Source organism: Salipiger marinus (genome assembly GCF_900100085.1).
GTDB lineage: Bacteria > Pseudomonadota > Alphaproteobacteria > Rhodobacterales > Rhodobacteraceae > Salipiger > Salipiger marinus.
In genome coordinates this window covers 205,289-225,289 of the sequence record NZ_FNEJ01000003.1, presented here as the reverse complement: position 1 = coordinate 225,289, position 20,001 = coordinate 205,289, and the positions used below count along the sequence as shown (strand labels likewise).

The 20,001-nt window shown below is 65.3% G+C and carries 17 protein-coding genes and 1 riboswitch; of the genes, 11 read left to right on the top strand and 6 right to left on the bottom strand.

Annotated elements, in window-relative coordinates; translation table 11 throughout:
- Nucleotides 1-50: 50 nt before the first annotated feature.
- Together BLR51_RS04735 and BLR51_RS04730 are read right to left on the bottom strand one after the other, a co-directional pair.
- A complete protein-coding gene (locus tag BLR51_RS04735; RefSeq protein ID WP_089844457.1) occupies nt 51-365 on the bottom strand; it encodes a hypothetical protein in 315 nt (104 codons plus the stop codon).
- Between the two features lie 374 nt (nt 366-739).
- Nucleotides 740-1,348: a GntR family transcriptional regulator gene (locus BLR51_RS04730; protein ID WP_089844455.1), complete on the bottom strand. Its 609-nt coding sequence runs from the start codon at nt 1,346-1,348 to the stop codon at nt 740-742.
- A gap of 187 nt (nt 1,349-1,535) precedes the next feature.
- Between BLR51_RS04730 and BLR51_RS04725 the strand changes: the two genes are divergently transcribed.
- The 5 genes from BLR51_RS04725 to BLR51_RS04705 all read left to right on the top strand — a co-directional run bounded on the left by BLR51_RS04725 (nt 1,536) and on the right by BLR51_RS04705 (nt 6,320).
- Nucleotides 1,536-2,621, top strand: coding sequence for an amino acid ABC transporter permease (locus BLR51_RS04725; protein WP_207543549.1), 1,086 nt, complete (start codon nt 1,536-1,538; stop codon nt 2,619-2,621).
- Nucleotides 2,621-3,685 carry an amino acid ABC transporter permease gene (locus tag BLR51_RS04720; protein WP_089844451.1) on the top strand — a complete coding sequence of 355 codons (1,065 nt, stop codon included), beginning with the start codon at nt 2,621-2,623 and terminating at the stop codon, nt 3,683-3,685. The genes BLR51_RS04725 and BLR51_RS04720 overlap by 1 nt, the downstream gene beginning before the upstream one ends.
- A gap of 130 nt (nt 3,686-3,815) precedes the next feature.
- On the top strand, nt 3,816-4,853 hold the full coding sequence (locus BLR51_RS04715) for a type 2 periplasmic-binding domain-containing protein (RefSeq protein ID WP_089844450.1): 1,038 nt from the start codon (nt 3,816-3,818) through the stop codon (nt 4,851-4,853).
- Nucleotides 4,854-4,964: 111 nt separating this feature from the next.
- The gene (locus BLR51_RS04710; RefSeq protein WP_131821788.1) at nt 4,965-5,513 is read left to right on the top strand and encodes a protein-tyrosine phosphatase family protein; all 549 of its coding nucleotides are present in this window, start codon (nt 4,965-4,967) and stop codon (nt 5,511-5,513) included.
- Nucleotides 5,514-5,543: 30 nt separating this feature from the next.
- The gene (locus BLR51_RS04705; RefSeq protein WP_089844446.1) at nt 5,544-6,320 is read left to right on the top strand and encodes an amino acid ABC transporter ATP-binding protein; all 777 of its coding nucleotides are present in this window, start codon (nt 5,544-5,546) and stop codon (nt 6,318-6,320) included.
- Between the two features lie 21 nt (nt 6,321-6,341).
- Here BLR51_RS04705 and BLR51_RS04700 read toward each other — a convergent pair whose 3' ends face one another.
- Nucleotides 6,342-8,210 carry a monovalent cation:proton antiporter-2 (CPA2) family protein gene (locus BLR51_RS04700; protein ID WP_089844445.1) on the bottom strand — a complete coding sequence of 623 codons (1,869 nt, stop codon included), beginning with the start codon at nt 8,208-8,210 and terminating at the stop codon, nt 6,342-6,344.
- A gap of 101 nt (nt 8,211-8,311) precedes the next feature.
- Nucleotides 8,312-8,388, top strand: a riboswitch (SAM riboswitch).
- A gap of 81 nt (nt 8,389-8,469) precedes the next feature.
- On the opposite strand from BLR51_RS04700, the gene metZ reads away from it, so the two are divergent.
- The 4 genes from metZ (at nt 8,470) to BLR51_RS27665 (ending at nt 12,904) form a co-directional block, all read left to right on the top strand.
- Nucleotides 8,470-9,642, top strand: coding sequence for an O-succinylhomoserine sulfhydrylase (gene metZ / locus BLR51_RS04695; RefSeq protein ID WP_089844676.1), 1,173 nt, complete (start codon nt 8,470-8,472; stop codon nt 9,640-9,642).
- A 282-nt stretch (nt 9,643-9,924) separates the two neighbouring features.
- Nucleotides 9,925-11,022 carry a GTP cyclohydrolase FolE2 gene (gene folE2, locus BLR51_RS04690; RefSeq protein WP_089844443.1) on the top strand — a complete coding sequence of 366 codons (1,098 nt, stop codon included), beginning with the start codon at nt 9,925-9,927 and terminating at the stop codon, nt 11,020-11,022.
- A 107-nt stretch (nt 11,023-11,129) separates the two neighbouring features.
- Complete coding sequence (locus tag BLR51_RS04685; protein WP_089844674.1) at nt 11,130-12,578, top strand: TrkH family potassium uptake protein; 1,449 nt, start codon at nt 11,130-11,132, stop codon at nt 12,576-12,578.
- Between the two features lie 89 nt (nt 12,579-12,667).
- Complete coding sequence (locus tag BLR51_RS27665; RefSeq protein ID WP_165616727.1) at nt 12,668-12,904, top strand: hypothetical protein; 237 nt, start codon at nt 12,668-12,670, stop codon at nt 12,902-12,904.
- Here BLR51_RS27665 and BLR51_RS04675 read toward each other — a convergent pair.
- Nucleotides 12,901-14,048 (bottom strand): IS3 family transposase gene (locus BLR51_RS04675; protein ID WP_375342675.1). Its coding sequence is split into 2 segments (ribosomal slippage): nt 12,901-13,760 and nt 13,760-14,048, totalling 1,149 coding nucleotides; the frame shifts between segments, so codons are not numbered across the junction. The genes BLR51_RS27665 and BLR51_RS04675 overlap by 4 nt on opposite strands.
- 97 nt (nt 14,049-14,145) lie before the next feature.
- On the opposite strand from BLR51_RS04675, the gene BLR51_RS04670 reads away from it, so the two are divergent.
- Both BLR51_RS04670 and BLR51_RS04665 read left to right on the top strand, forming a co-directional pair.
- Nucleotides 14,146-14,589, top strand: a complete 444-nt coding sequence (locus BLR51_RS04670) for a hypothetical protein (protein WP_089844439.1) — start codon at nt 14,146-14,148, stop codon at nt 14,587-14,589.
- Nucleotides 14,590-14,641: 52 nt separating this feature from the next.
- Nucleotides 14,642-15,820, top strand: a complete 1,179-nt coding sequence (locus tag BLR51_RS04665; protein ID WP_110506200.1) for a porin family protein — start codon at nt 14,642-14,644, stop codon at nt 15,818-15,820.
- A gap of 38 nt (nt 15,821-15,858) precedes the next feature.
- Here BLR51_RS04665 and BLR51_RS04660 read toward each other — a convergent pair whose 3' ends face one another.
- Both BLR51_RS04660 and BLR51_RS04655 read right to left on the bottom strand, forming a co-directional pair.
- Nucleotides 15,859-18,996, bottom strand: a complete 3,138-nt coding sequence (locus tag BLR51_RS04660; RefSeq protein ID WP_089844672.1) for a valine--tRNA ligase — start codon at nt 18,994-18,996, stop codon at nt 15,859-15,861.
- 745 nt (nt 18,997-19,741) lie between these two features.
- Nucleotides 19,742-19,960: a DUF1127 domain-containing protein gene (locus BLR51_RS04655; protein WP_089844434.1), complete on the bottom strand. Its 219-nt coding sequence runs from the start codon at nt 19,958-19,960 to the stop codon at nt 19,742-19,744.
- Between the last annotated feature and the right edge of the window lie 41 nt (nt 19,961-20,001).

The window sequence follows — 20,001 nt, the reverse complement described above, 5'->3', positions numbered from 1 at the left end:
ACTGGAAGGGGAGGGAGGGACGGTGACCGGCGTGGAAACGGGCGGTCAGATCACTCTGCGGGAGCGCGCGGCTGGTCAGCGGCGGTGCCCGGCAGCAGTCCGGCCTGCGCGTGGCGGCTGATGATGTCCTGCATCTTGGGATCGTCGATCAGCCCCTTGATCACAGAGACCATGTACAGGAATCCGTTCAGCGGCATGATAACCTGCTGCTTCTTGCGCAGCCTGATGTCCTGCGCGGCATTGGCCTCAGCCCCCGCGTCCACGCCATCGGCAAGGCTGTCGGGATCCTGATCCACCATGATCATGCGCACGATGCCGTTGTTGAAATTGATGGCGGTGACGGTGTCGACGTAAATGTCCTGCATTCTGCAAGGCTCCTGCTGGGGCGGCGCTGCCGCGTCGGGATGTGCCGGAGAAGCGCCGGCCCGCGTCGGGGTCATTCAGGGCGTTGAAACGGTCTTTCGCGCGCCTTGGCGTCACGGACGCAGAAGGTGGGATGCCGGGTCAGATCACTTATCCTGTATACAGGGATACGTGATTCGCTCTCTGATTGTCCTCACAGGCGTGTGAAGTTTTTGTAAAATCGGCTGGGATCGTGCAGGAATTGGGCAGGGCGGACCGGATGCCTGCGGATCAGGCGGACCTGATCCGGGGCCAAAACGCCACGGCAGATGCAAAAAGCCCGTCACGCGGGGCACGTGACGGGCTGGGCCTTGGACGGGTCTTGCGGTGGTGGACGTCAGTCCGCGGCAGGATCGACCAGACGGGCGAACAGGTCAGACGCCTGCCGGTCCTCATAGGCCACCAGCCGGGCCATCCGCGCGCGCAGCGCATCGGTGGCGCGCTGCGGATCGCTGGCCAGATCGCGCATGTGCCAGCGCAGCGCCCGCCAGAAGCTGGCAGAGAAGGCGTCGGCCAGCACCGGATCATCGACCAGCTGCACGACGATGGCATGCAGGCGCGTCAGCAGTTCGTATTGTAGTTCCGGATCATCGGGCTGCAGCGCGTTGGCGAAACTTTCCAGAGCCAGAACGTCAGAATGCTGCGACACGCTCAGCGCGGGCAGGTCATGCAGCAGGATCGCCTCGATCAGGCCGCGATAGCTGCACAGGTCGCGGCTGCGATGCTCCTCGACCAGCGGTGTCACCACGGTGCCGACGCCAGAGCGGGTCAGCACCAGCCGTTCATAGGCCAGCCGCTGGAGGATCTGGCGGATCGGGGTCCGCGACATGCCGAATTCATTGGCGAGATCCGTTTCGTGCAAAACGTGTTCCCCGTCGAAAGAGCTGACGCAGATGGTCTTGCGGATGGCATCCAGGGCGGTTTCGGCTTTCGGAGCTCGGGTCATTTCTCTCTTTGTCTTTTTTGTGCGGCACTGCTGTTTCCTGTCCCGGTGGCCTTTCACGCGCCATGATATGCCTGTATACAGGAGGAAAGTCGTGCAATCTTAGAGGTCACTCATGATTCCGCCAAGCCCTCCCCCTCCGGCATCCTGGAAGTTTTCGGTCAGGGACGCACTGATCGCGGCAGGTGCGGTGACGCTGGCGGGACTGGCGGTCTGGAATGTGCTGCAAAACATGCAGGGCGCGGGGCTTGCGCCGGGATTTGCCTTTCTGTGGCAGGGGGCCGGGTTTGACGTCAGCGAGACGCTGGTGCCCTACAGCCCCGCCGATCCCTATGCGCGCGCCATTCTGGCGGGCACGCTGAACACGCTGTTTCTGGCGGCGGTCAGTCTGGTGCTGGCCACGGTCGTGGGCCTGATCGTGGGGCTGATGAGCGTGGGGCCGAGCCCGATCGCCCGCGCCGTGGCGGGCGCCTATGTGGAGATTTTCCGCAACCTGCCGAAGCTGCTGGTCCTGCTGGTGCTGTTCGTGGCAGCGGTGACCGGGCTGCCGCATGTGCGGCAGGCGCTGTCGCTGGGGCCGGTGCATCTGTCCAACCGGTCGCTGCTGTTCCCGGTCCCGGTGCTGGAGCCGGGCCATGCGCTGGTGCTGGCCGCCTTCGGGGCGGGCTGCGGGGCGTGCTGGCTGCTGGCGCGGCACTTTGCCCGGCGGCGCGAGGCGGGGCAGGCCGCCCCGCCGCTCTGGCCCTTTGTGCTGCTGGCGCTGGGCGGGCTGCCGCTGGCCGTGGCGCTGGGGCTTGGGCTGCCTTTTGCATGGTCGGTGCCGCAGCTTGCGGGCTTCGATTACGAAGGCGGGGCGCGGGTGTCGCTGCAGTTCATGGTGATCGCGGTCACGCTTGCGCTCTATCACGGCGCCCAGATCGGCGAGGTGGTGCGCGGCGGCATCAGCGCCATTCCGCGCGGCCAGACCGAGGCCGCCCATGCCATCGGCCTGACCCCCCGGCAGGCCACGCGCTACATCGTGGTGCCGCAGGCGGTGCGGATCATCGTGCCGTCGATGAACAACCAGTATGTGAACCTGATCAAGAACACCTCGATCGCCATCGCGGTGGGCTATTCCGACCTGATGTCGGTGTCCGGAACGGTCATCAACCAGACCTTCCGCCCGCTGGAAATGATGCTGCTGACCATGGCCGTCTATCTGGCGATCTGCCTCTGCGTCACCACCCAGCTCAACCGGATCAACGACCGGCTTCGCCTCAAGGAAGGACGCGCCTGATGTGGAAGTCCCGCCGCCTTGCTCCGCTGGGGCAGGCCTTCCGCACGCCGCTTTCGGCGCTGCTGTCTCTGGCCACGCTGGCGCTGTGCCTGCCGCTGCTGTGGGTCGCGCTGCACTGGCTGGTCCTGTCCGCCGTCTGGCCATGGCAGCCCGCCGCGCTGTGCCAGAGCCAGACCGGCACCTGCTGGCCCTTCGTCGCGGAAAAGCTGAACCTGATCCTGTTCGGCACCTATCCCCGGGAGGAGCTGTGGCGGCCCGTCGTCACCTCGGTCCTGCTCTGCGCGATGACGGTGCAGACCGGGTTGCAGATGACCGGGCGGGGGCTGCCGCTGCGCCTTGGCCAGACGGCGCTGCTGTGGCTGCTGGCGCTGGGGCTGAGCTTTGCGCTGATGGCGGGGGGCGTGCTGGGGCTGGCGCCGGTGGACAGCATCCGCTGGAATGGCCTGCCCATCCTGCTGCTGCTGTCGGTGGGGGCCATCGCGCTGGCCTTTCCCGCCGGGATCGTGCTGGCTCTGGCGCGCGATCAGGACAGGGTGCCGATGCTGGCGCGGCTGGCGGCGGGCTATATCGAGATCGCGCGCGGTGTGCCGATGCTGACCTTCCTGTTCGTGGGCATCTTCGTGCTGCCGCTGATGCTGCCGCCGGACACGCGGATTTCGCCGGTGGCGGCCACGCTTGTGGCGCTGATCGTCTTTCACGCCGCCTATTTCGCCGAAGACATCCGGGGCGGGCTGCACGCGCTGCCCGCAGGACAGGCCGAGGCGGCCCATGCCCTGGGCCTGCCCTATGCCACCACGGCCGGGCGGGTGCTGCTGCCGCAGGCGATCCGCCGCGCGCTGCCCTCCATCGTCAACAGCGTGATCGGCGCCTACAAGGATACCTCGCTGGTGGTGGTGGTGGGCATCCACGATCTGACCGCCACCGCGCGCATGGCCTTCAGCGATCCGGAATGGCGCAGCTTTGCGCTGGAGGGGTATTTTGTCGTGGGGCTGTGGTTCTTTGTGACCTGCGCCTTCCTGTCCATGGTGGGACGGCAGCTGCACCGGCACAGCCCCGCGCGCTGAGCCTGTTTTGCGGGCAGCGGATGCGGTGACGCGGCAAAATCTGCCGTTTTGTCTTAAAACCTTCAAGATACACTTGTATACATGTTCTTGAGTGAACCGCTCGCTGATCCCCTTCACAAGGACATTCCTCATGAAATTCCTGTTCGCCTCGCTTCTTCTGACCACGGCCAGTCTGGCTGCGCCCGCGGTGCAGGCCGGTGCCGCGCTGGACGACATCAAGTCCGGTGACGCTCTGGTCTGCCTTGTCAGCCCCAATGCCCCCGGCTTTTCGGTGCCCGACAGTCAGGGCGTGTTTCAGGGCTTCAATGCCGATTTCTGCCGGATGGCCGCAGCGGCCGTTCTGGGCGATGCCGCCAAGGCCGACATCCGCGGCGTGGGTTTTTCGGATTCGATGAAAACGCTGGTGGCCCGCGGCGGGCATCTGGCCTCGCGGTCGATCACGGCCACCGGCACCCGCGATGCCGATGCGGGCATGGCCTTCATCGCCACCACCTTCTTTGACGGGCAGGGCTTCATGGTGCCCGCAGCACTGGGCGTGTCCGCCGCCGCCGATCTGCAGGGCGCCACCGTCTGCGCCGAGGACGGGTCGACCACGCTGCTGACCCTTGCCGACTGGTTTGCGGACCGGGGCATGAGCTACCGCGTTGAAAACATCGCCGACAAGACCGCCCGGCTGGAGGCGTTTTTCTCTGGCAAATGTGATGTCTATGCGTCGGACGTGACCGCGCTCAACTCCGACCGGATGCTGGCCGCAAACCCCGACGATTACGTCATCCTGCCCGACGTGATCTCTGCCGAGCCGCTGACGCTGGTCTCCCAGCCGGATCAGGAGCTGGAAAGTGCCGTGTTCTGGGCGTTTCAGGTTATGCTGAACGCGGACAAGTTCGGCATCACCTCCGGCACCATCGACGATGTGATCGCCGATCTTGACAGCCAGCCGCAGGAAGTGGCCCGGCTTTTTGCCGCTGACGGCGCCGGGGCCGACATGGCTGCCAAGCTGGGTCTGCCCGCTGACTGGGCCTATCAGGTGGTCAAGCAGGTGGGGTCTTATTCCGAAGTGTTCGACCGCCATCTGGGCATGAATTCCCCCTTCAAGCTGGACCGGACCAAGACGCTGAACGCCTCCGTCGAGGAAGGCGGGCTGATGTATCCTTACCCGATCCGCTGAAAACCCGCCGCCGCGCCGGTGCTGCGACTGGCGCGGCGGCTGTTAATCTTGATAAAAAGGACATGAAGTATGGCCATCATGGAGCCGGAAAAATACTCGCCAGAATTGCGCATGAGTCTTATGGACCTCGAGACGAGCATCCGGGCGGAAATTGCGGCTCCGACAGGGGGGCGCATCGTCACCCTTGGCTTTCCCGGTCTGGCCTTTGGCGTCACCGGCGACGCCTATCTTGATCCCGACCGTATGCGGGCCACGCTGACCCATGCCGCGCTGCGCCGCTGCCGCCTGCTGGTCGTGCTGGTAGAGCCGGGCGAGCTGCCCGAGGGCGCGCTGGATCAGCTGCATGGCCTTTGCGTCGCGCTGCGCCTGCGGCTGGTCCATCTGCCGATCGAGGATTACATGGTCCCCGATGCCGCCTTTAACCGGGGCTGGTCCGGCATCGCCCCCGAGATCGACGCGCTGCTTCGGGCCGGAGACACCGTCGCGCTGTCCTGCCATTACGGCGCGGGGCGGTCCGGCATGATCGCCGCCGGTCTGCTGATCGATCAGGGCATGACGCTTGGCGATGCGATCCTGACCCTGCGCGCGCAGTTTCCCGATTCCATCGAAAGCGACCAGCAGCTGGCGTGGCTTTCGGCCAAAAGCCAGCGCCGCGGCTGAGCCGCCGGTCCCGATCCAGAAAGTGCCCTGATGAGCCTGCATGACGCCGCCGTCCTGCGCCCGCCTGCCGCCGCGCAGGATGTGGCCATAGAAATCACCGGCCTGAACAAATGGTATGGCGACTATCACGCGCTGCGCGATGTGACCCTGACCGTGCGGCGGGGCGAACGCATCGTGATCGCCGGGCCGTCGGGGTCGGGGAAATCCACGCTGATCCGCTGCCTCAACGCGCTGGAAACCGCGCAGCAGGGGCAGATCCGCATCAATGGCGCGGTGCTGGACGCGCGGCGGGCAGGGCGGATCGGGTCCGAGGTGGGCATGGTGTTCCAGCAGTTCAACCTGTTTCCGCACATGACCATTCTGGAGAACTGCATCCTTGCGCCGATGCGGGTGCGCGGCACTTCCCGCGCCGAGGCGGAGGCGCGGGCCATGGAGTTTCTGGAAAAGGTGCGCATCCCTGATCAGGCGCAGAAATACCCCGGCCATCTGTCCGGCGGCCAGCAGCAGCGTGCCGCCATCGCCCGTGCGCTGTGCATGAGGCCGCGCATCATGCTGTTTGACGAGCCGACCTCGGCGTTGGATCCCGAGATGATCAAGGAAGTGCTGGACATCATGGTGACGCTGGCGCGCGAGGACATGACGATGATCTGCGTCACCCACGAGATGGGTTTTGCGCAGGCGGTGGCCGATCGGGTGATCTTCATGGATCAGGGCCAGATCGTCGAACAGAACCCGCCAGAGCAGTTTTTCGGCGCGCCGCAGAACGAACGGACCCGGCTGTTTCTCAGCCAGATCCTCGGGCACTGACCCCGCTGCGGGGCAGCCCCCTCAGGCCGCGTCGCCCCGGCGGCTGTCCAGCGCGGTGAAAAGTGCTGTTTCCAGCTCTTTCTCCAGCTCGCGGGCGCGGGCAATATAGGCTTCGTTCTGGGCGGGCGGCACATGCGGATCCCAGAGCCGGGCCAGATCGCGCATGGTCTTGCGGTCGTGGTGGTAAAAGGTTTCTTCGGCAATCGCCGCCTCGTATTCGGTGAGCCCGCTTTCCTCCAGCACGTAGCGGCCCGCGCGCAGCGAACTGTCGAACATCTCGCGCACGATCTTGTCGGCCCCCGCCTGATACAGCTCGTAGACATGGGTGCGGTCCCGCGCGCGGGCCACCACGAACAGATCGGGTCGCATCCGCTTGGCAAAGCGCACCAGCTTGGTGGTGGCCTTGGGATCATCCAGCGCCGCCACAAGGATCTTGGCCTTGCCGATGCCCGCCGCGTGCAGCAGTTCGGGGCGGGTGGGATCGCCAAAGAACCCCTTGAAGCCGAAGCGGCGCATCAGGTCGATGGTCTGCATGTCATGGTCGATGATGACGGTGCGAAAGCCCGAGCTTTGCACCAGCCGGTGCACGATCTGCCCGAACCGCCCGATGCCCGCGATGATGACCGGGGCCTGTTCGTTGATCTCGTCGGCGGGCGGCGCCTCGGTCGCGTCCTCCAGCCGCCGCGACAGCGCGTCATAAAGCAGGAACAGCGCGGGGGTGATGAGCATGGACAGCGCCACCACCAGCAACAGCCGCTGGCCCAGCTGGTCGGTCAGGACATTCTGCTGCAGCGCGAAAGAGATCAGCACGAAACCGAATTCCCCCGCCTGTGCCAGCGACAGGGTGAACAGCATCCGGTCGCGCCCGCGCAGTCTGAACAGCCATGCCAGCCCGGTCAGGATCAGCCCCTTGAGCAGGATCAGCCCCGCCGCCAGACCAAGGATGGTGCCCGGCTCGCTCAGGAAAGCGTCAAAATCCACCCCGGCGCCCACGGTGATGAAGAACAGCCCCAGCAGCAGGCCCTTGAAGGGTTCAATGTCGGATTCAAGCTGGTGGCGGAATTCGGAGTTGGCCAGCACCACCCCGGCCAGAAAGGTGCCAAGCGCGGGCGACAGCCCCACCAGTTCCATCAGCACCGCGATGCCGGTGACGATCAGCAGCGCCGTGGCGGTGAACATCTCGGGCAGGCGCGAGGCGTTGATATGCCGGAAGAGCGGGCGCGCGCCAAAGATGCCCGCCGCGATGATCAGCGCCACCGCCCCCAGCGTCACCAGCGCCACGCCCCAGCCGGGCAGACCCTCGACCAGCGACAGGCCGTGATGCGCCTCCTGCGCCTCGGGCAGGGCGATGGATCCGTCGGGCGCCAGAGACACCGTGGCGACGCCGCCCAGCAGGGGCAGCACGATCAGCATGGGAATGACGGCGATGTCCTGCGTCAGCAGCACCGAAAAGGCGGATCTGCCGCCCGGGGTCTGCATCAGCCCCTTTTCCGACAGGGTCTGCAGCACGATGGCGGTGGAGGAGAGCGCAAAGATCATCCCCGTGGCCAGCGCCGGGCGCCAGTCCAGCCCCAGCGCCATGGCCGCCCCCATGACCGCCGCCATGGTCAGCAGCACCTGCAGCCCGCCCATGCCGATCAGCCGGTGCCGCATGTCCCACAGCGCGCGCGGCTCCAGTTCCAGCCCGATGATGAACAGCATCATGACCACGCCGAATTCGGCGAAATGCATCAGGTCATCGGTGGCGGCGACCAGATGCAGCACCGGCCCGATGATGATCCCCGCCATGAGGTATCCCAGCACCGACCCCAGCCCCACCCTTGCGGCGATGGGCACCGCGATCACTGCGGCGGCAAGATAGACCGAAACCTGAAAAAGCGCGCCGTCCATAAATGCTCCTGCACAATCCGGGCCCCATGTTGCGGCGGATTGCCGGGCAGCACAACCACCGCCCTGCGCGGCAAGCTTGACCGCTGGCCGCAACAGGCGTATGCGCGCCGCGTGGCGATTTGGTGACGGATTGCGGGCCACGTTAAACATGCCGCTAAAAGGTCGGACGAGAGAGCCCCTTTCGCTTGACCGCGGACGGGGTTTTTTCTTTGGCCCGGCAGGGCCCGCAGCGAAAGGCAGACGGATGGCAAAAGGGACCATGGGACGGCGCACCGCATTGGTGCATGGCGGCACGAAGCGCAGCCAGTGGGGCGAGCTGAGCGAGGCGATTTTCCTCACGCAGGGCTTTGCCTATGACAGCGCCGAACAGGCCGAGGCACGCTTCGTGAAGGCGGGGCCGGATGAATTCATCTATGCACGGTATGGCAACCCGACCGTGGCCATGTTCGAGGAGCGTATGGCGCTGCTTGAGGGGGCAGAAGATGCCTTTGCCACCGCCTCCGGCATGGCGGCGGTATCGGCCTCGCTGACCGCGCTGCTGAAGGCGGGCGACCGGGTGGTGGCGGCCAAGCAGCTGTTCGGATCCTGTCTGTATATCCTTGAAGAAATCCTGCCGCGCTTCGGCGTGGATGTGGTGTTTGTCGACGGCACCGATCTTGCGGCATGGGAGCAGGCGCTGCAGCCCGGCGCCACGCTGGTGTTCTTTGAAAGCATGGCCAACCCGACGCTGGATCTGGTGGACATCGAAGGTGTGGCGAAGCTCGCCCATGCCGTGGGGGCGCTGGTGGTGGTGGACAACGTGTTTTCCACCCCCGTCTACAGCCGCGCCATCGAACAGGGCGCCGATCTGGTGGTCTATTCCGCAACCAAGCATATCGACGGGCAGGGCCGCACGCTGGGTGGCGTGATTCTTGGCACGCGGGATCTGATCCGCAAGCGGGTCGAACCCTATCTGAAACATACCGGCGCCGCGATGAGCCCCTTTACCGCATGGGTGATGCTCAAGGGGCTGGAAACCATCGACCTGCGGGTGCGGGCGCAGACCGCCTCGGCGGGGGCGATCGCGGCGGCGCTGTCGGGCCATGCCGCCGTTGGCGCGGTGCGCTATCCGGGGCTGGAAAGCCATCCGCAGCACGCGCTGGTGAAGCGTCAGCTGGGCGGGGCAGGGGGCACCATGGTGGCCTTTGACCTGAAAGGCGGCAAGGAGGCAGCGTTCCGCTTCTGCAACGCGCTGGAGATCGTGCTGATTTCCAACAACCTTGGCGATGCCAAATCCATCGCTACCCATCCCGCGACCACCACCCACCAGCGTCTGAGCCCGGAACAGCGGGCGGGGCTTGGCATCAGCGACGGGCTGATCCGGCTGTCGGTCGGGATCGAGGATCCGGAGGATCTGGTGGCCGACCTGCTGCAGGCGCTCGACAGCATCTGAGCCGCTGCCGTCGAAATGACATGATCTCTGTGTATCTCCCCTGCAATACTTGCGGGGGAGTATGCAAAAAGGACTATCCTTGCAGTTGTGGCACCGGTATCCGGAACTTTGCCTGCCTTTGAGTAAACAAGCGGAACATCGCTTTTCACAAAGGGGCAAGCAAAGAAACGCCACAACTGATCCGTATGCCTCCCCTATGCGTAAGAAGTTGTGGAACTGTAGGAATCCTGTGCGGAAATCCTATGTTGTTTGACGGGAACCACGCCTGGGAGGGCCGGGAAAATGAACGTGCACACGCCTGAAATTGACCGCAAGCCTAGTCTAGAGGAAGCGGAAACCGCACTGGCTCTGTTGCGCCAATGGACCGGAAAAGCCCAAGACGCCGAAATCGAGGCGCTTGACCCCGCGCTGCTGGGGCTCGTGCCCGGCGCGCTGCCCTATCCCGATCTGTCGCGGGATTACCCGCGCGATTTCGGGGTGGATGAAGCCTATCGCGACACGCTGCCGGATCTGCAGAACGGTCCGTCCTCGCTGATCCGGGGCGCCAACCGCATGATCCAGCATGTCGGGATCTCGAACTTCCGCCTGCCCATCCGTTACCGGATGCGCGGCGAAGGAGAGCTGATGCTGGAGACGTCGGTCACCGGCACCGTCAGCCTTGATGCCGACAAGAAGGGCATCAACATGTCCCGCATCATGCGCAGCTTTTACGAGCATTCCGAAAAGACTTTCAGCTTCGAGGTGATCGAAGCGGCGCTGGACGATTACAAATCCGACCTTGAAAGCTTTGATGCCCGGATTCAGATGCGCTTTTCCTTCCCGATGCAGGTGCCCAGCCTGCGCTCGGGGCTGAAGGGCTATCAGTATTACGACATCGCGCTGGAACTGGTGGAACTGAACGGCGTGCGCCGCCGCATCGTGCATCTGGACTATGTCTACAGCTCCACCTGCCCCTGCTCGCTGGAACTGTCCGAACATGCCCGCCGCACCCGCAACCAGCTGGCCACCCCGCATTCGCAGCGGTCCGTGGCGCGGCTGTCGGTGGAACTGCGCCCCGGTCAGGACATCCTGTGGTTCGAGGATCTGGTGGAGATCTGCCGCTCTGCCGTGCCCACGGAAACGCAGGTCATGGTCAAGCGCGAAGACGAACAGGCCTTTGCAGAGCTGAACGCCGCCAACCCGATCTTTGTCGAGGACGCGGCCCGGCTTTACGCGGAGGCGCTGCTGAACGACCCGCGCATCGGCGATTTCCGCGTGCTGGCCAGCCATCAGGAAAGCCTGCATTCGCATGATGCGGTGGCGGTGCTGACCGAAGGCCCGACCTTTGCGGCAACCAGCCTCGACCCGATGCTGCTGCCCTCGCTGATCCACCGCGGCTGACCCGCCGCAGTGCACGCGTGGCCCCCTCGCCGCAGGGTGGGGGGGCGCTTTCGGGGCAGCCCATGGCGGTGCTTGACAGCACGTCGGCGCCAAGCCAAGCCTCGCGCATGTTCGACATCCGCCCCGTCGCCTATGTCCTTGGCCTTCTGCTGCTGGCGCTTGGCGCCTGCATGATCCTGCCCATGCTGGTGGACATCGTGGAGGGGCGCGGCCAGTGGCATGTCTTCCTGCAATCCGCCCTTGTGACCACGCTGGCCGGCGGGCTGGTGTCGCTGGCCTGCGCCAATGGCGTGAAGGACGGGCTGACCCTGCAGCAGACCTTTCTGCTGACCACCGGCGCCTGGGTGGTGCTGCCCGCCTTCGGGGGCATTCCCTTCATGCTGGGGGCGACCGAGGCGCGTTTCGTCGATGCGTTTTTCGAGGCGATCTCGGGCATGACCACCACCGGATCCACGGTGTTTGTCGGGCTCGACTCGCTGCCGAAGGGGCTGCTGCTGTGGCGCGGCCTGCTGCAATGGCTGGGCGGGGTCGGGATCATTGTCGTGGCCATGGTCTTTCTGCCCGAATTGCGGGTGGGGGGGATGCAGATATTCCGCTCCGAAGCGTTCGAGACGATGGGAAAGATCCTGCCCCGCGCCACGCAGATCGCCTCGTCGATCTCGACGATCTATGTGGGGCTGACGCTGGCCTGCACGGTGGCCTATCTGCTTTGCGGCATGAACGCCTTTGACGCGACGGTGCATGCGCTGACCACAATCTCCACCGGCGGCTTTGCCAATTACGACGCGTCTTTTGCGGCCTTTGCCGGGCCTGCCGAATATGTTGCTTCGGTTTTTATGGTGATGGCGGCGCTGCCCTTTGTCCGTTACGTCCAGATGATGGGCGGCAATCACCGCGCGATCTGGCGGGACAGTCAGGTCCGGGCCTTTCTGGGCACCATTCTGGCACTGGTGCTGGTGGCATGGGTCACGCTGATTTCCGTCTTTCCGCATCATCCCGAACAGGCCGTGCGCGAGGCGCTGTTCAACATCACCTCGATCATTTCCGGCACCGGCTATGCCAGCGTGGATTACATGGGGTGGGGGTCGTTTCTGGTCACGATGTTCTTCTTTATCGGGCTGATCGGGGGCTGTGCCGGATCCACCGCCTGTTCGGTCAAGATCTTCCGATATCAGCTGCTCTTTGCCTCGATCCGGGTGCAGCTGAAACGTATCCGCGCGCCGCATGGCGTCTTTACCCCGCGGTTCGAAGGCCGCCCCGTGGCCGAGGATGTGCTGGCCTCGGTTCTGGCCTATTTCGTGTTTTTTGTGGTGACGCTGGGGGTTGCGTCGGTGGCGCTGGGGCTGACAGGGCTGGATTTCATCACCTCTGTGTCGGGCGCGGCCACGGCGCTGGCCAATGTGGGACCGGGGCTTGGCGACCAGATCGGGCCTGCAGGCAATTTCGCCGGGCTGAATGACGCGGCCAAATGGATCCTCGCCTTTGTCATGCTCGTCGGTCGGCTGGAGATCATGGCTGTATACGTTTTGTTCACCGTCAGTTTCTGGCGCGCTTAAGCGTCATTTTAGCAAGACAGGCCCAATTCTTTGTGCAACATCATAAGTCTGAACATTTCCCCTGCGACACGACCAATCTGGATAAAATGATGAAAACCTTCTCTCTCGCGGCGGCACTGCTGGCGACCGGTCTTCTTGCGGCCTGCTCGGGCTCTTCGGGCTCTTCGGGCTCCTCCGGCTCGCCGGTGACCACGGAGTCGAATTTCGACGCGGCGATGGATTTTGTTGATGAGGCAGGGCCCAATGGCCGCAACATCCGCGCCATTTCCGCCGACCAGCTTCCTGAGCTACTCCCCGATCCTTGGACAGATTTCCGGCTGAGTTAAGCTACTGCCTGCACCTGCTGATCGGTTTCAATGTGGTTGAAGTAGACCACGGCGGGCGGCTGTCCGCCATGGGCAGTGTGTGGGCGATGGTGGTTGTAGAAGGTGATCCAGCGGCCGATTCCGGCTTTGGCCTGCGATCCGGTTTCCCAGGCGTGCAGGTAGACGCATTCATATTTCAGGGATCGCCAGAGCCGCTCGATGAAGATGTTGTCGAGGCAGCGCCCCTTGCCGTCCATTGAGATCCGGGTGCCGAGCCGTTTCAGCCGGTCAGTCCAGGCGAAGGACGTGAACTGGCTACCCTGATCCGTGTTCATGATCTGGGGCGGGCCGAAGCGGTGGACGGCTTCGTTCAGCGCCTCGACGCAGAAGTCGGCCTCCAGCGTGTTCGATATCCGCCACGCCAGAACCTTGCGGGTGGACCAGTCCATGACGGCGACCAGATAGAGAAAGCCGCGGCGCATCGGCAGGTAGGTGATGTCAGCGCACCAGACCTGGTTGGGTCGATCAACCCGCAGCCCGCCCAGCAGGTAGGGATAGGTTTTGTGCCCCTTGGCGGGCTTGCTGGTGTCGGGTTTCTGGTAGATCGGCATCAGGCGCATGAGCCGCATCAGCCGCCGGATGCGCTTCTGGTTCACGACATGGCCCTCGTTCTGCAAGTGCCACGTCATCTGCCGCACGCCGTAAAAGGGCGTCTCCAGAAACTGCTTGTCGATCATCAGCATGAGGGCGAGGTTCATCTCGGTCTCGCCCTTCGGCGCGTAGTAGAACGAGGATCGCGAGATCGACAGCAGGCGGCACTGCGCGCCCACCGACAGGGCAGGATGGTCGCGTTCGATCATCTTGCACCTCACTTCCCGGTCCAGGGCTTGAGCTTTCGCGACAAAAAATCGTTGGCGACGGCCAGTTCCCCGATCTTCGCGTGCAAGGACCGGACCGTCTCCTCATCGACCTCGGTTGCCTGCGTTCTGCCGCCGCGCTCGAAGATGTCCGACGCCCCCTCAAGCAGCGCCTTCTTCCACTGATGGATCATCGTCGGATGCACGCCGTATTCGGCGGCCAGTTCCGACACCGTGCGCTCGCCCTTCACGGCTTCCAGCGCCACACGAGCCTTAAAGCCCGCGTCATGGTTCCTGCGTTTCCTCATGTCCTGATCTCCTCGTTCTTGGAGACCAGCAGACGTCAGATCGTAGCTTCCGTCACTGTCCGATTTTCAGGGGGTAGCTCATCCGGACCGTGCCCGGATGAGCGGCCAGATGCTGGCCGCGATGGAGCGGGCGCCAGAGGCGACCTTTGTCGGGGATGCCACCGCCACCGCCAATTTCACCACGGGGCGTCTGGCGGGCCGCGCCGATAACTTCACCGAATATGCAACCAACGCCGCCTGCGAGAGCGGCACGCGCGGCTGCGTCAGCACTTCGGTTCAGTCGCTGGGCGGCTCGCTCGATATTGCCGGGCGCATCAGCGATACGGAATTCACCTATTCCGCCACCGGCACGCTGACCGGTGACGACATTGCCATGGGCGCGGTCAGCGCCGATATCGACATGGACGGGGCTGGCCGCTTCGGCCAGATGAACGGCCGGCTGGTGGCTCTTGGCGCGCAGGAGGGCACCGCGGTGCTGACCTCCGGCACGGGCGCGACCGCCACATCAGAGGCTATCGGCTTGCTGCTTCTGTCCGAGTGAGACGATGACCACCGGTCCGGCCCTTTCGGGCCGGGCCAGCCGGATCAGTCCCATGCTCAAGACCCCCTTCTTCCCTCTGTTGGCCGCCCTTCTGCTGGCCTGCCTCCTGCCGCTGTCCCTGCGGGCCGATCCGGTTCCTGACCCGCGTCTCGCGCAGATCCGGGCTCAGGCCGCACAGATTCTGATGCGGGAACCCGACAACCGTCTGGCGCGCTTTCGCTATGCGCAGGCCTCCTATCAGTCCGGCGATCACGATCCGGCCAAGCGCCAGCTTCTGATCCTGATGCGCAGCAGCCAGAGCGCCGAGGAGCTGGACGAACTCAAGGCCGCCTATGGCACCGTGCTGCGGGCGCGACCGTGGCGCTTTGGCGTCGATCTGGCGATCCTGCCTTCGACCAATATCAACAAGACCTCCTCCAACCAGATCTTCGACACGCCGTTCGGGCAGTTCCTGATCATCGATGGCGGCGTGGAAGACAGCGGCGTGGGCTTCCGGCTGGGCGGGCGGGCCAGTTATGACCGTCTGCTGCACTCGGGCGCCGTGCTGAGCTACGGGCTGGAGATCAGCCGCCATCACTATCCCGCCGACCGGCTGAACCATCTCGACGGCACGCTGAGCCTGACATGGAGCCAGCGCGGGCTGGGCCGCCAGACCCGGATCATCCCCTATCTGCGGCGGATTGCTTATGACATCTCGGCAGAGGATGGCCCGGACTCGACGCGGTTCGGGCTGCGGCTGATCCATGACCATGACCTGACCCCGGCCAGCACGCTGTCAGGGGCGCTGACGCTGGAACAGCGCGATTATGACCGGCTGGATCAGCTGGACGGCCCGTTCCGCAGCGCGGTCGTGGCCTATCAGGGCGAAATCGACCCCCGCACCGGCTACAGCCTCAGCTTCGGGCTGAGCCAGTCGCTGCCGCAGATCACGCGCCTGCGCTACCGCGAGACGGTGCTGAGCGCAGAACTGCGCCGCGCGCTGGGATCCTTCGGGGTGGTGGGGGTGAATGCCGGGCTGCAGCAGCGCCAGTATGCGGGCGATTTTCCGGCACTGGCAGAGCCGCGCGCAGACCGGTCCCGCAGCATTGGCCTGTCGGTCCGGTCGCCGCATCTGCGGATCGGCGATCTGGTGCCGGAACTGTCCTGCGAGATCACGCAGAACGACTCCAACGTGGCGCTGTATGAATTCCGCTCCACCGACTGCGCGGTAAGCTTCGATCACACGTTCTGAGGGATCCCCCGCCCGAAGCCGGGCAGGGGAGCAGAGCTTCAGCCGATTTCGGCAAGACGGGCCAGCGCCTCGCGCAGCTTGGCCTCTTCGTCTTCGCGGGCGGCAAGGTTGTCGCGGGTCTCGGCCACCACCTCTTCGGGGGCACTGTCGGCGAAGGCCGGGTTGTTGAGCCGTCCACGCAGGCCGCCCAGTTCCTTGGCCAGCTTCTGCAGCGCCTTTTCCAGCCGCGCCTTTTCACCGGCCACGTCGATGATCCCGGCCAGCGGCAGGCCAAAGGTGGCGCCGCCCACCGGCACCGTCACGGTGCCCTTGGGGAAGCTTTCCACCTCGCTCAGACCTTCGATGCGCGCCAGCCGCAGGATCAGCGCTTCGTTGCGGGCCCATGCGGTGCGACCGCCCGCGTCGATCTGCGTGGCCAGCATCGGCACATGCAGCCCGGCGGGCACATGCATCTGCGCGCGGGCCGACCGCACGCCCTCGATCACCGCGATGACCCAGCGCAGTTCGGCCTCGGCCTCGGGGTCGACCAGATCGGCGGCGGAGTACTCCGGCCAGTCGCCATGCACCAGCATCTTGGCGCGGCTGCCCAGCGAGCCCCACAGATCCTCGGTGATGAAGGGCATGAACGGGTGCAGCAGCAGCAGGCACTGGTCGATGACCCAGGACATGGTGGCGCGGGTTTCATCCGCCACGCCCGGCTCGTCAGAGCCGAGCAGGGGCTTGGCAAATTCCACATACCAGTCGCAGACCTTGCCCCAGACAAAGGCGTAAAGCGCGCTCGCCGCGTCGTTGAAGCGGTAGTCGGCCAGCGCCGCATCCACCGCCTCGCGCACCTGCGCGGTCTCCCCGATGATCCAGCGGTTGACCGTGGCCTGCGGCACGGGCCGCGCGCCGCCCAGACCCACCGCGCCGTTCATTTCGGCAAAGCGGCAGGCATTCCACAGCTTGGTGCCAAAATTGCGGTAGCCCGCGATGCGCTGCATGTCGAGCTTCAGCACCCCGCCCATGGAGGCCATGGCGGCATTGGTGAACCGCAGCGCGTCGGCGCCGTATTCGTCGATGATCTCCAGCGGATCGACGACATTGCCCAGCGATTTGGACATCTTCTTGCCCTTGGCGTCGCGCACGAGCCCATGCAGATAGACGTCGCGGAACGGCACCTCGCCCACCACGGCAAGCTGCATCATCATCATCCGCGCCACCCAGAAGAACAGGATGTCCTGCCCGGTGACCAGCACCGAGGTGGGGAAGTATTTCTGCAGCTCCGCTGTCTGGTCGGGCCAGCCCAGCGTGCCGATCGGCCAGAGCCCGGAGCTGAACCACGTGTCAAGCACGTCGGGATCGCGCCAGACCGGATAGACCAGCCGCGTCGGATCCTGAGAAAGGTTATACTCGGCAAGGCTCGCCGCCAGCGCCTCTTCGGCCTCGGCGCGGCTTGCCACCTCGACGACCCGCATCGCGTGCAGCGGAGCGGGCAGGCCCGCCAGCACATCGCCGAACTGGCCGCGCACGCCGTCGAAATCCGCCGCGCAGTGATGCCGCGCGCCGCGCAGCACAAAGCCTTCGGTCAGCAGCCGCAGCAGCTCCACCTCGTCCAGCGCCGCATCACCCTCGTCATCGGTGAACTGCCCGGCATCAAGGTTGAGCCCGTACCACACCGGGATCTGATGGCCCCACCACAGCTGGCGGCTGATGCACCAAGGCTCGATATTCTCCAGCCAGTGGTAATAGGTCTTTTCGCCGCTTTCGGGCAGGATCCGCACACGGCCCTCGCGCACCGCATCCAGCGCGGGCCCGACGATGCGCGCGGTGTCCACGAACCACTGGTCGGTCAGCATCGGCTCGATGACGACCTTGGACCGGTCGCCAAAGGGCTGCATGATCGGCTTGGCCTCGACCAGCGGCACCTCGTCCTCGGCGCCCTCGGCCCCCGGCTTCAGCGCGTCGCGCCCCAGACGGGGATCGTCGGCGCGGGTCATCACCGCCAGCCCTTCGGCGGTGATCTCGGCCACCACCGCCTCGCGCGCGGCCATCCGGTCAAGCCCGCGCAGATGGTCGGGCACAAGGTTCAGCGCGTCGGTTTCCAGCTCGCCCAGCACGCGGGTGCCCTGTGCGGCCTCCTGCGCCACGGCGGCGGCCTCGGCATGGGGCACGCCGTCGCTGCGCATCCGCGCCCGGGTGTCCATCAGCCGGTAGCAGGGGATGCCTGCGCGTTTCGCCACGCCATAGTCGTTGAAATCATGCGCGCCGGTGATCTTCACCGCACCCGAGCCGAAGGCCGGATCGGGATGCTCGTCGGTGATGATCGGGATCAGACGGCGGTGCTCCTTGGGCCCCACCGGGATCTCGCAGAACTTGCCGACGATGGGCGCATAGCGCGGGTCAGACGGATGCACCGCCACCGCGCCATCGCCCAGCATGGTTTCGGGGCGGGTGGTGGCGATGGAGATGTAATCGCGCTCCTCGGACAGGATGACGCGGCCTTCCTCGTCCTTCTCGACATAAGTATAGGTCTCGCCGCCCGCCAGCGGGTATTTGAAATGCCACATATGGCCCGGCACTTCGGCATTCTCGACCTCCAGATCGGAAATCGCCGTCTCGAAATGCGGATCCCAGTTCACCAGCCGCTTGCCGCGATAGATCAGCCCCTTGTCATACATGTCGACAAAGACCTTGATCACCGCATCGTGGAAATTGCCCTCTTCGCCCTCGGGCGCGCCCTCGGCGCCGGACATGGTGAAGGCATTGCGCGACCAGTCGCAGGAAGCGCCAAGCCGCTTCAGCTGGTCGATGATGGTGCCGCCCGACTGCGCCTTCCACTCCCAGACCTTGGCCAGAAACGCCTCGCGGCCCATCTCCTGCCGGGTCGGCTCCCCGGCGCGGGCCAGTTCCCGTTCCACCACCATCTGCGTGGCGATGCCGGCATGGTCCTGTCCAGGCTGCCACAGCGTGTCAAAGCCGCGCATCCGGTGCCAGCGCACAAGGATGTCCTGCAGCGTGTTGTTGAAGGCATGGCCCATATGCAGCGAGCCCGTCACGTTGGGCGGCGGGATCATCACGCAGAAGCTTTCGGCGCGCGAGGCATTGGCCCCCGCCGCGAAGGCGCCCTGCGCCTCCCATTCCGCCGCGATCCGCGCCTCGGCCTCGGCCGCGTTGAAGGTCTTTTCCATCGCCATGGCAGCGTTCCCCATGCCTGTCCTGTTGCGGTCCCTGTTCCTCTAGCGAATGCCCCGGCAAAGGAAAAGCGCCGCAGGCGCAAAACCCCGCGACGCGGCTGTGTTCTTCTTGGCGGAAATATCCCGGGGGGCGGGCCGCAGGCCCGTCAGGGGGGCAGCGCCCCCCGCCCGGGCGGCAAAGCCGCCCGGAGTCCCGAAACGGCTGCGGCAAAGCCGCCCAAAAACGCAAAACGGCGGCGCCCGGGAGGAGGAGAGGCGCCGCCGTTCAATCACGAAAACCCTCAGGAGGAGGAGTGGGCTTCCGATCCGGCGGGGCTTTGCGGCCCCGGTATAAGGGTGCGGCGGTCTCAGGGAGGAGGAGAGAGACCGCCGCGTATCGAACGCCCCAGGGAGGAGGAGAGGGGCTCCGAAACTCTTGGGGCTTTGCGGCCCCGGTATAAGGGTGCGGCGGTCTCAGGGAGGAGGAGAGAGACCGCCGCGTATCGAACGCCCCAGGGAGGAGGAGAGGGGCTCCGAAACTCTTGGGGCTTAGCGGCCCCGGTATAAGGGTGCGGCGGTCTCAGGGAGGAGGAGAGAGACCGCCGCGCATCGAACGCCCTAGGGAGGAGGAGAGGGGCTCCGAAGCTCTTGAGGCCTTGCGGCCCCGGTATCTGTTTTCGGCGGCAGCCTCAGGGAGGAGGAGAGAGGCTGCCGCCGGACCGCTCCGGCTCAGGGAGGAGGAGAGAGCCGGAGGGTATTCGAAATCTTACGCCTCGTAGGCGGCCTGATAGGCGATCCGGCGGATCATGGAGCGGTGCAGCCCCAGATCGCTCAGTTCGCGGTTGCTCAGGGCGCCAAGTTCGCGGATGGTCTGGCGATAGAGCTTGCGCCGTGCCAGAGCGTCGCGGAGGCGGGCGACCAGACCGGCGGTCCGGCCTTCAAGTGCGCCGTGTGCGTGAGTGCTGTGTTCGGTTGCATATGCCATCGTCTTGTCTTTCGTCTGCGGACCGTTGTGGTCCTGCGCTG

Excerpts from the sequence above, each read along its gene's own strand:
- BLR51_RS04685 (WP_089844674.1), top strand. The coding sequence starts at position 11,130 with ATGTTCGACATCCGCCCCGTCGCCTATGTCCTTGGCCTTCTGCTGCTG.
- BLR51_RS04655 (WP_089844434.1), bottom strand. The coding sequence starts at position 19,960 with ATGGCATATGCAACCGAACACAGCACTCACGCACACGGCGCACTTGAA.
- BLR51_RS04665 (WP_110506200.1), top strand. The coding sequence starts at position 14,642 with ATGCTCAAGACCCCCTTCTTCCCTCTGTTGGCCGCCCTTCTGCTGGCC.
- metZ (WP_089844676.1), top strand. The coding sequence starts at position 8,470 with ATGGGACGGCGCACCGCATTGGTGCATGGCGGCACGAAGCGCAGCCAG.
- BLR51_RS04715 (WP_089844450.1), top strand. The coding sequence starts at position 3,816 with ATGAAATTCCTGTTCGCCTCGCTTCTTCTGACCACGGCCAGTCTGGCT.
- BLR51_RS04660 (WP_089844672.1), bottom strand. The coding sequence starts at position 18,996 with ATGGCGATGGAAAAGACCTTCAACGCGGCCGAGGCCGAGGCGCGGATC.
- BLR51_RS04705 (WP_089844446.1), top strand. The coding sequence starts at position 5,544 with ATGAGCCTGCATGACGCCGCCGTCCTGCGCCCGCCTGCCGCCGCGCAG.
- BLR51_RS04700 (WP_089844445.1), bottom strand. The coding sequence starts at position 8,210 with ATGGACGGCGCGCTTTTTCAGGTTTCGGTCTATCTTGCCGCCGCAGTG.
- BLR51_RS27665 (WP_165616727.1), top strand. The coding sequence starts at position 12,668 with ATGAAAACCTTCTCTCTCGCGGCGGCACTGCTGGCGACCGGTCTTCTT.
- folE2 (WP_089844443.1), top strand. The coding sequence starts at position 9,925 with ATGAACGTGCACACGCCTGAAATTGACCGCAAGCCTAGTCTAGAGGAA.
- BLR51_RS04710 (WP_131821788.1), top strand. The coding sequence starts at position 4,965 with ATGAGTCTTATGGACCTCGAGACGAGCATCCGGGCGGAAATTGCGGCT.
- BLR51_RS04720 (WP_089844451.1), top strand. The coding sequence starts at position 2,621 with ATGTGGAAGTCCCGCCGCCTTGCTCCGCTGGGGCAGGCCTTCCGCACG.
- BLR51_RS04735 (WP_089844457.1), bottom strand. The coding sequence starts at position 365 with ATGCAGGACATTTACGTCGACACCGTCACCGCCATCAATTTCAACAAC.
- BLR51_RS04670 (WP_089844439.1), top strand. The coding sequence starts at position 14,146 with ATGAGCGGCCAGATGCTGGCCGCGATGGAGCGGGCGCCAGAGGCGACC.
- BLR51_RS04730 (WP_089844455.1), bottom strand. The coding sequence starts at position 1,348 with ATGACCCGAGCTCCGAAAGCCGAAACCGCCCTGGATGCCATCCGCAAG.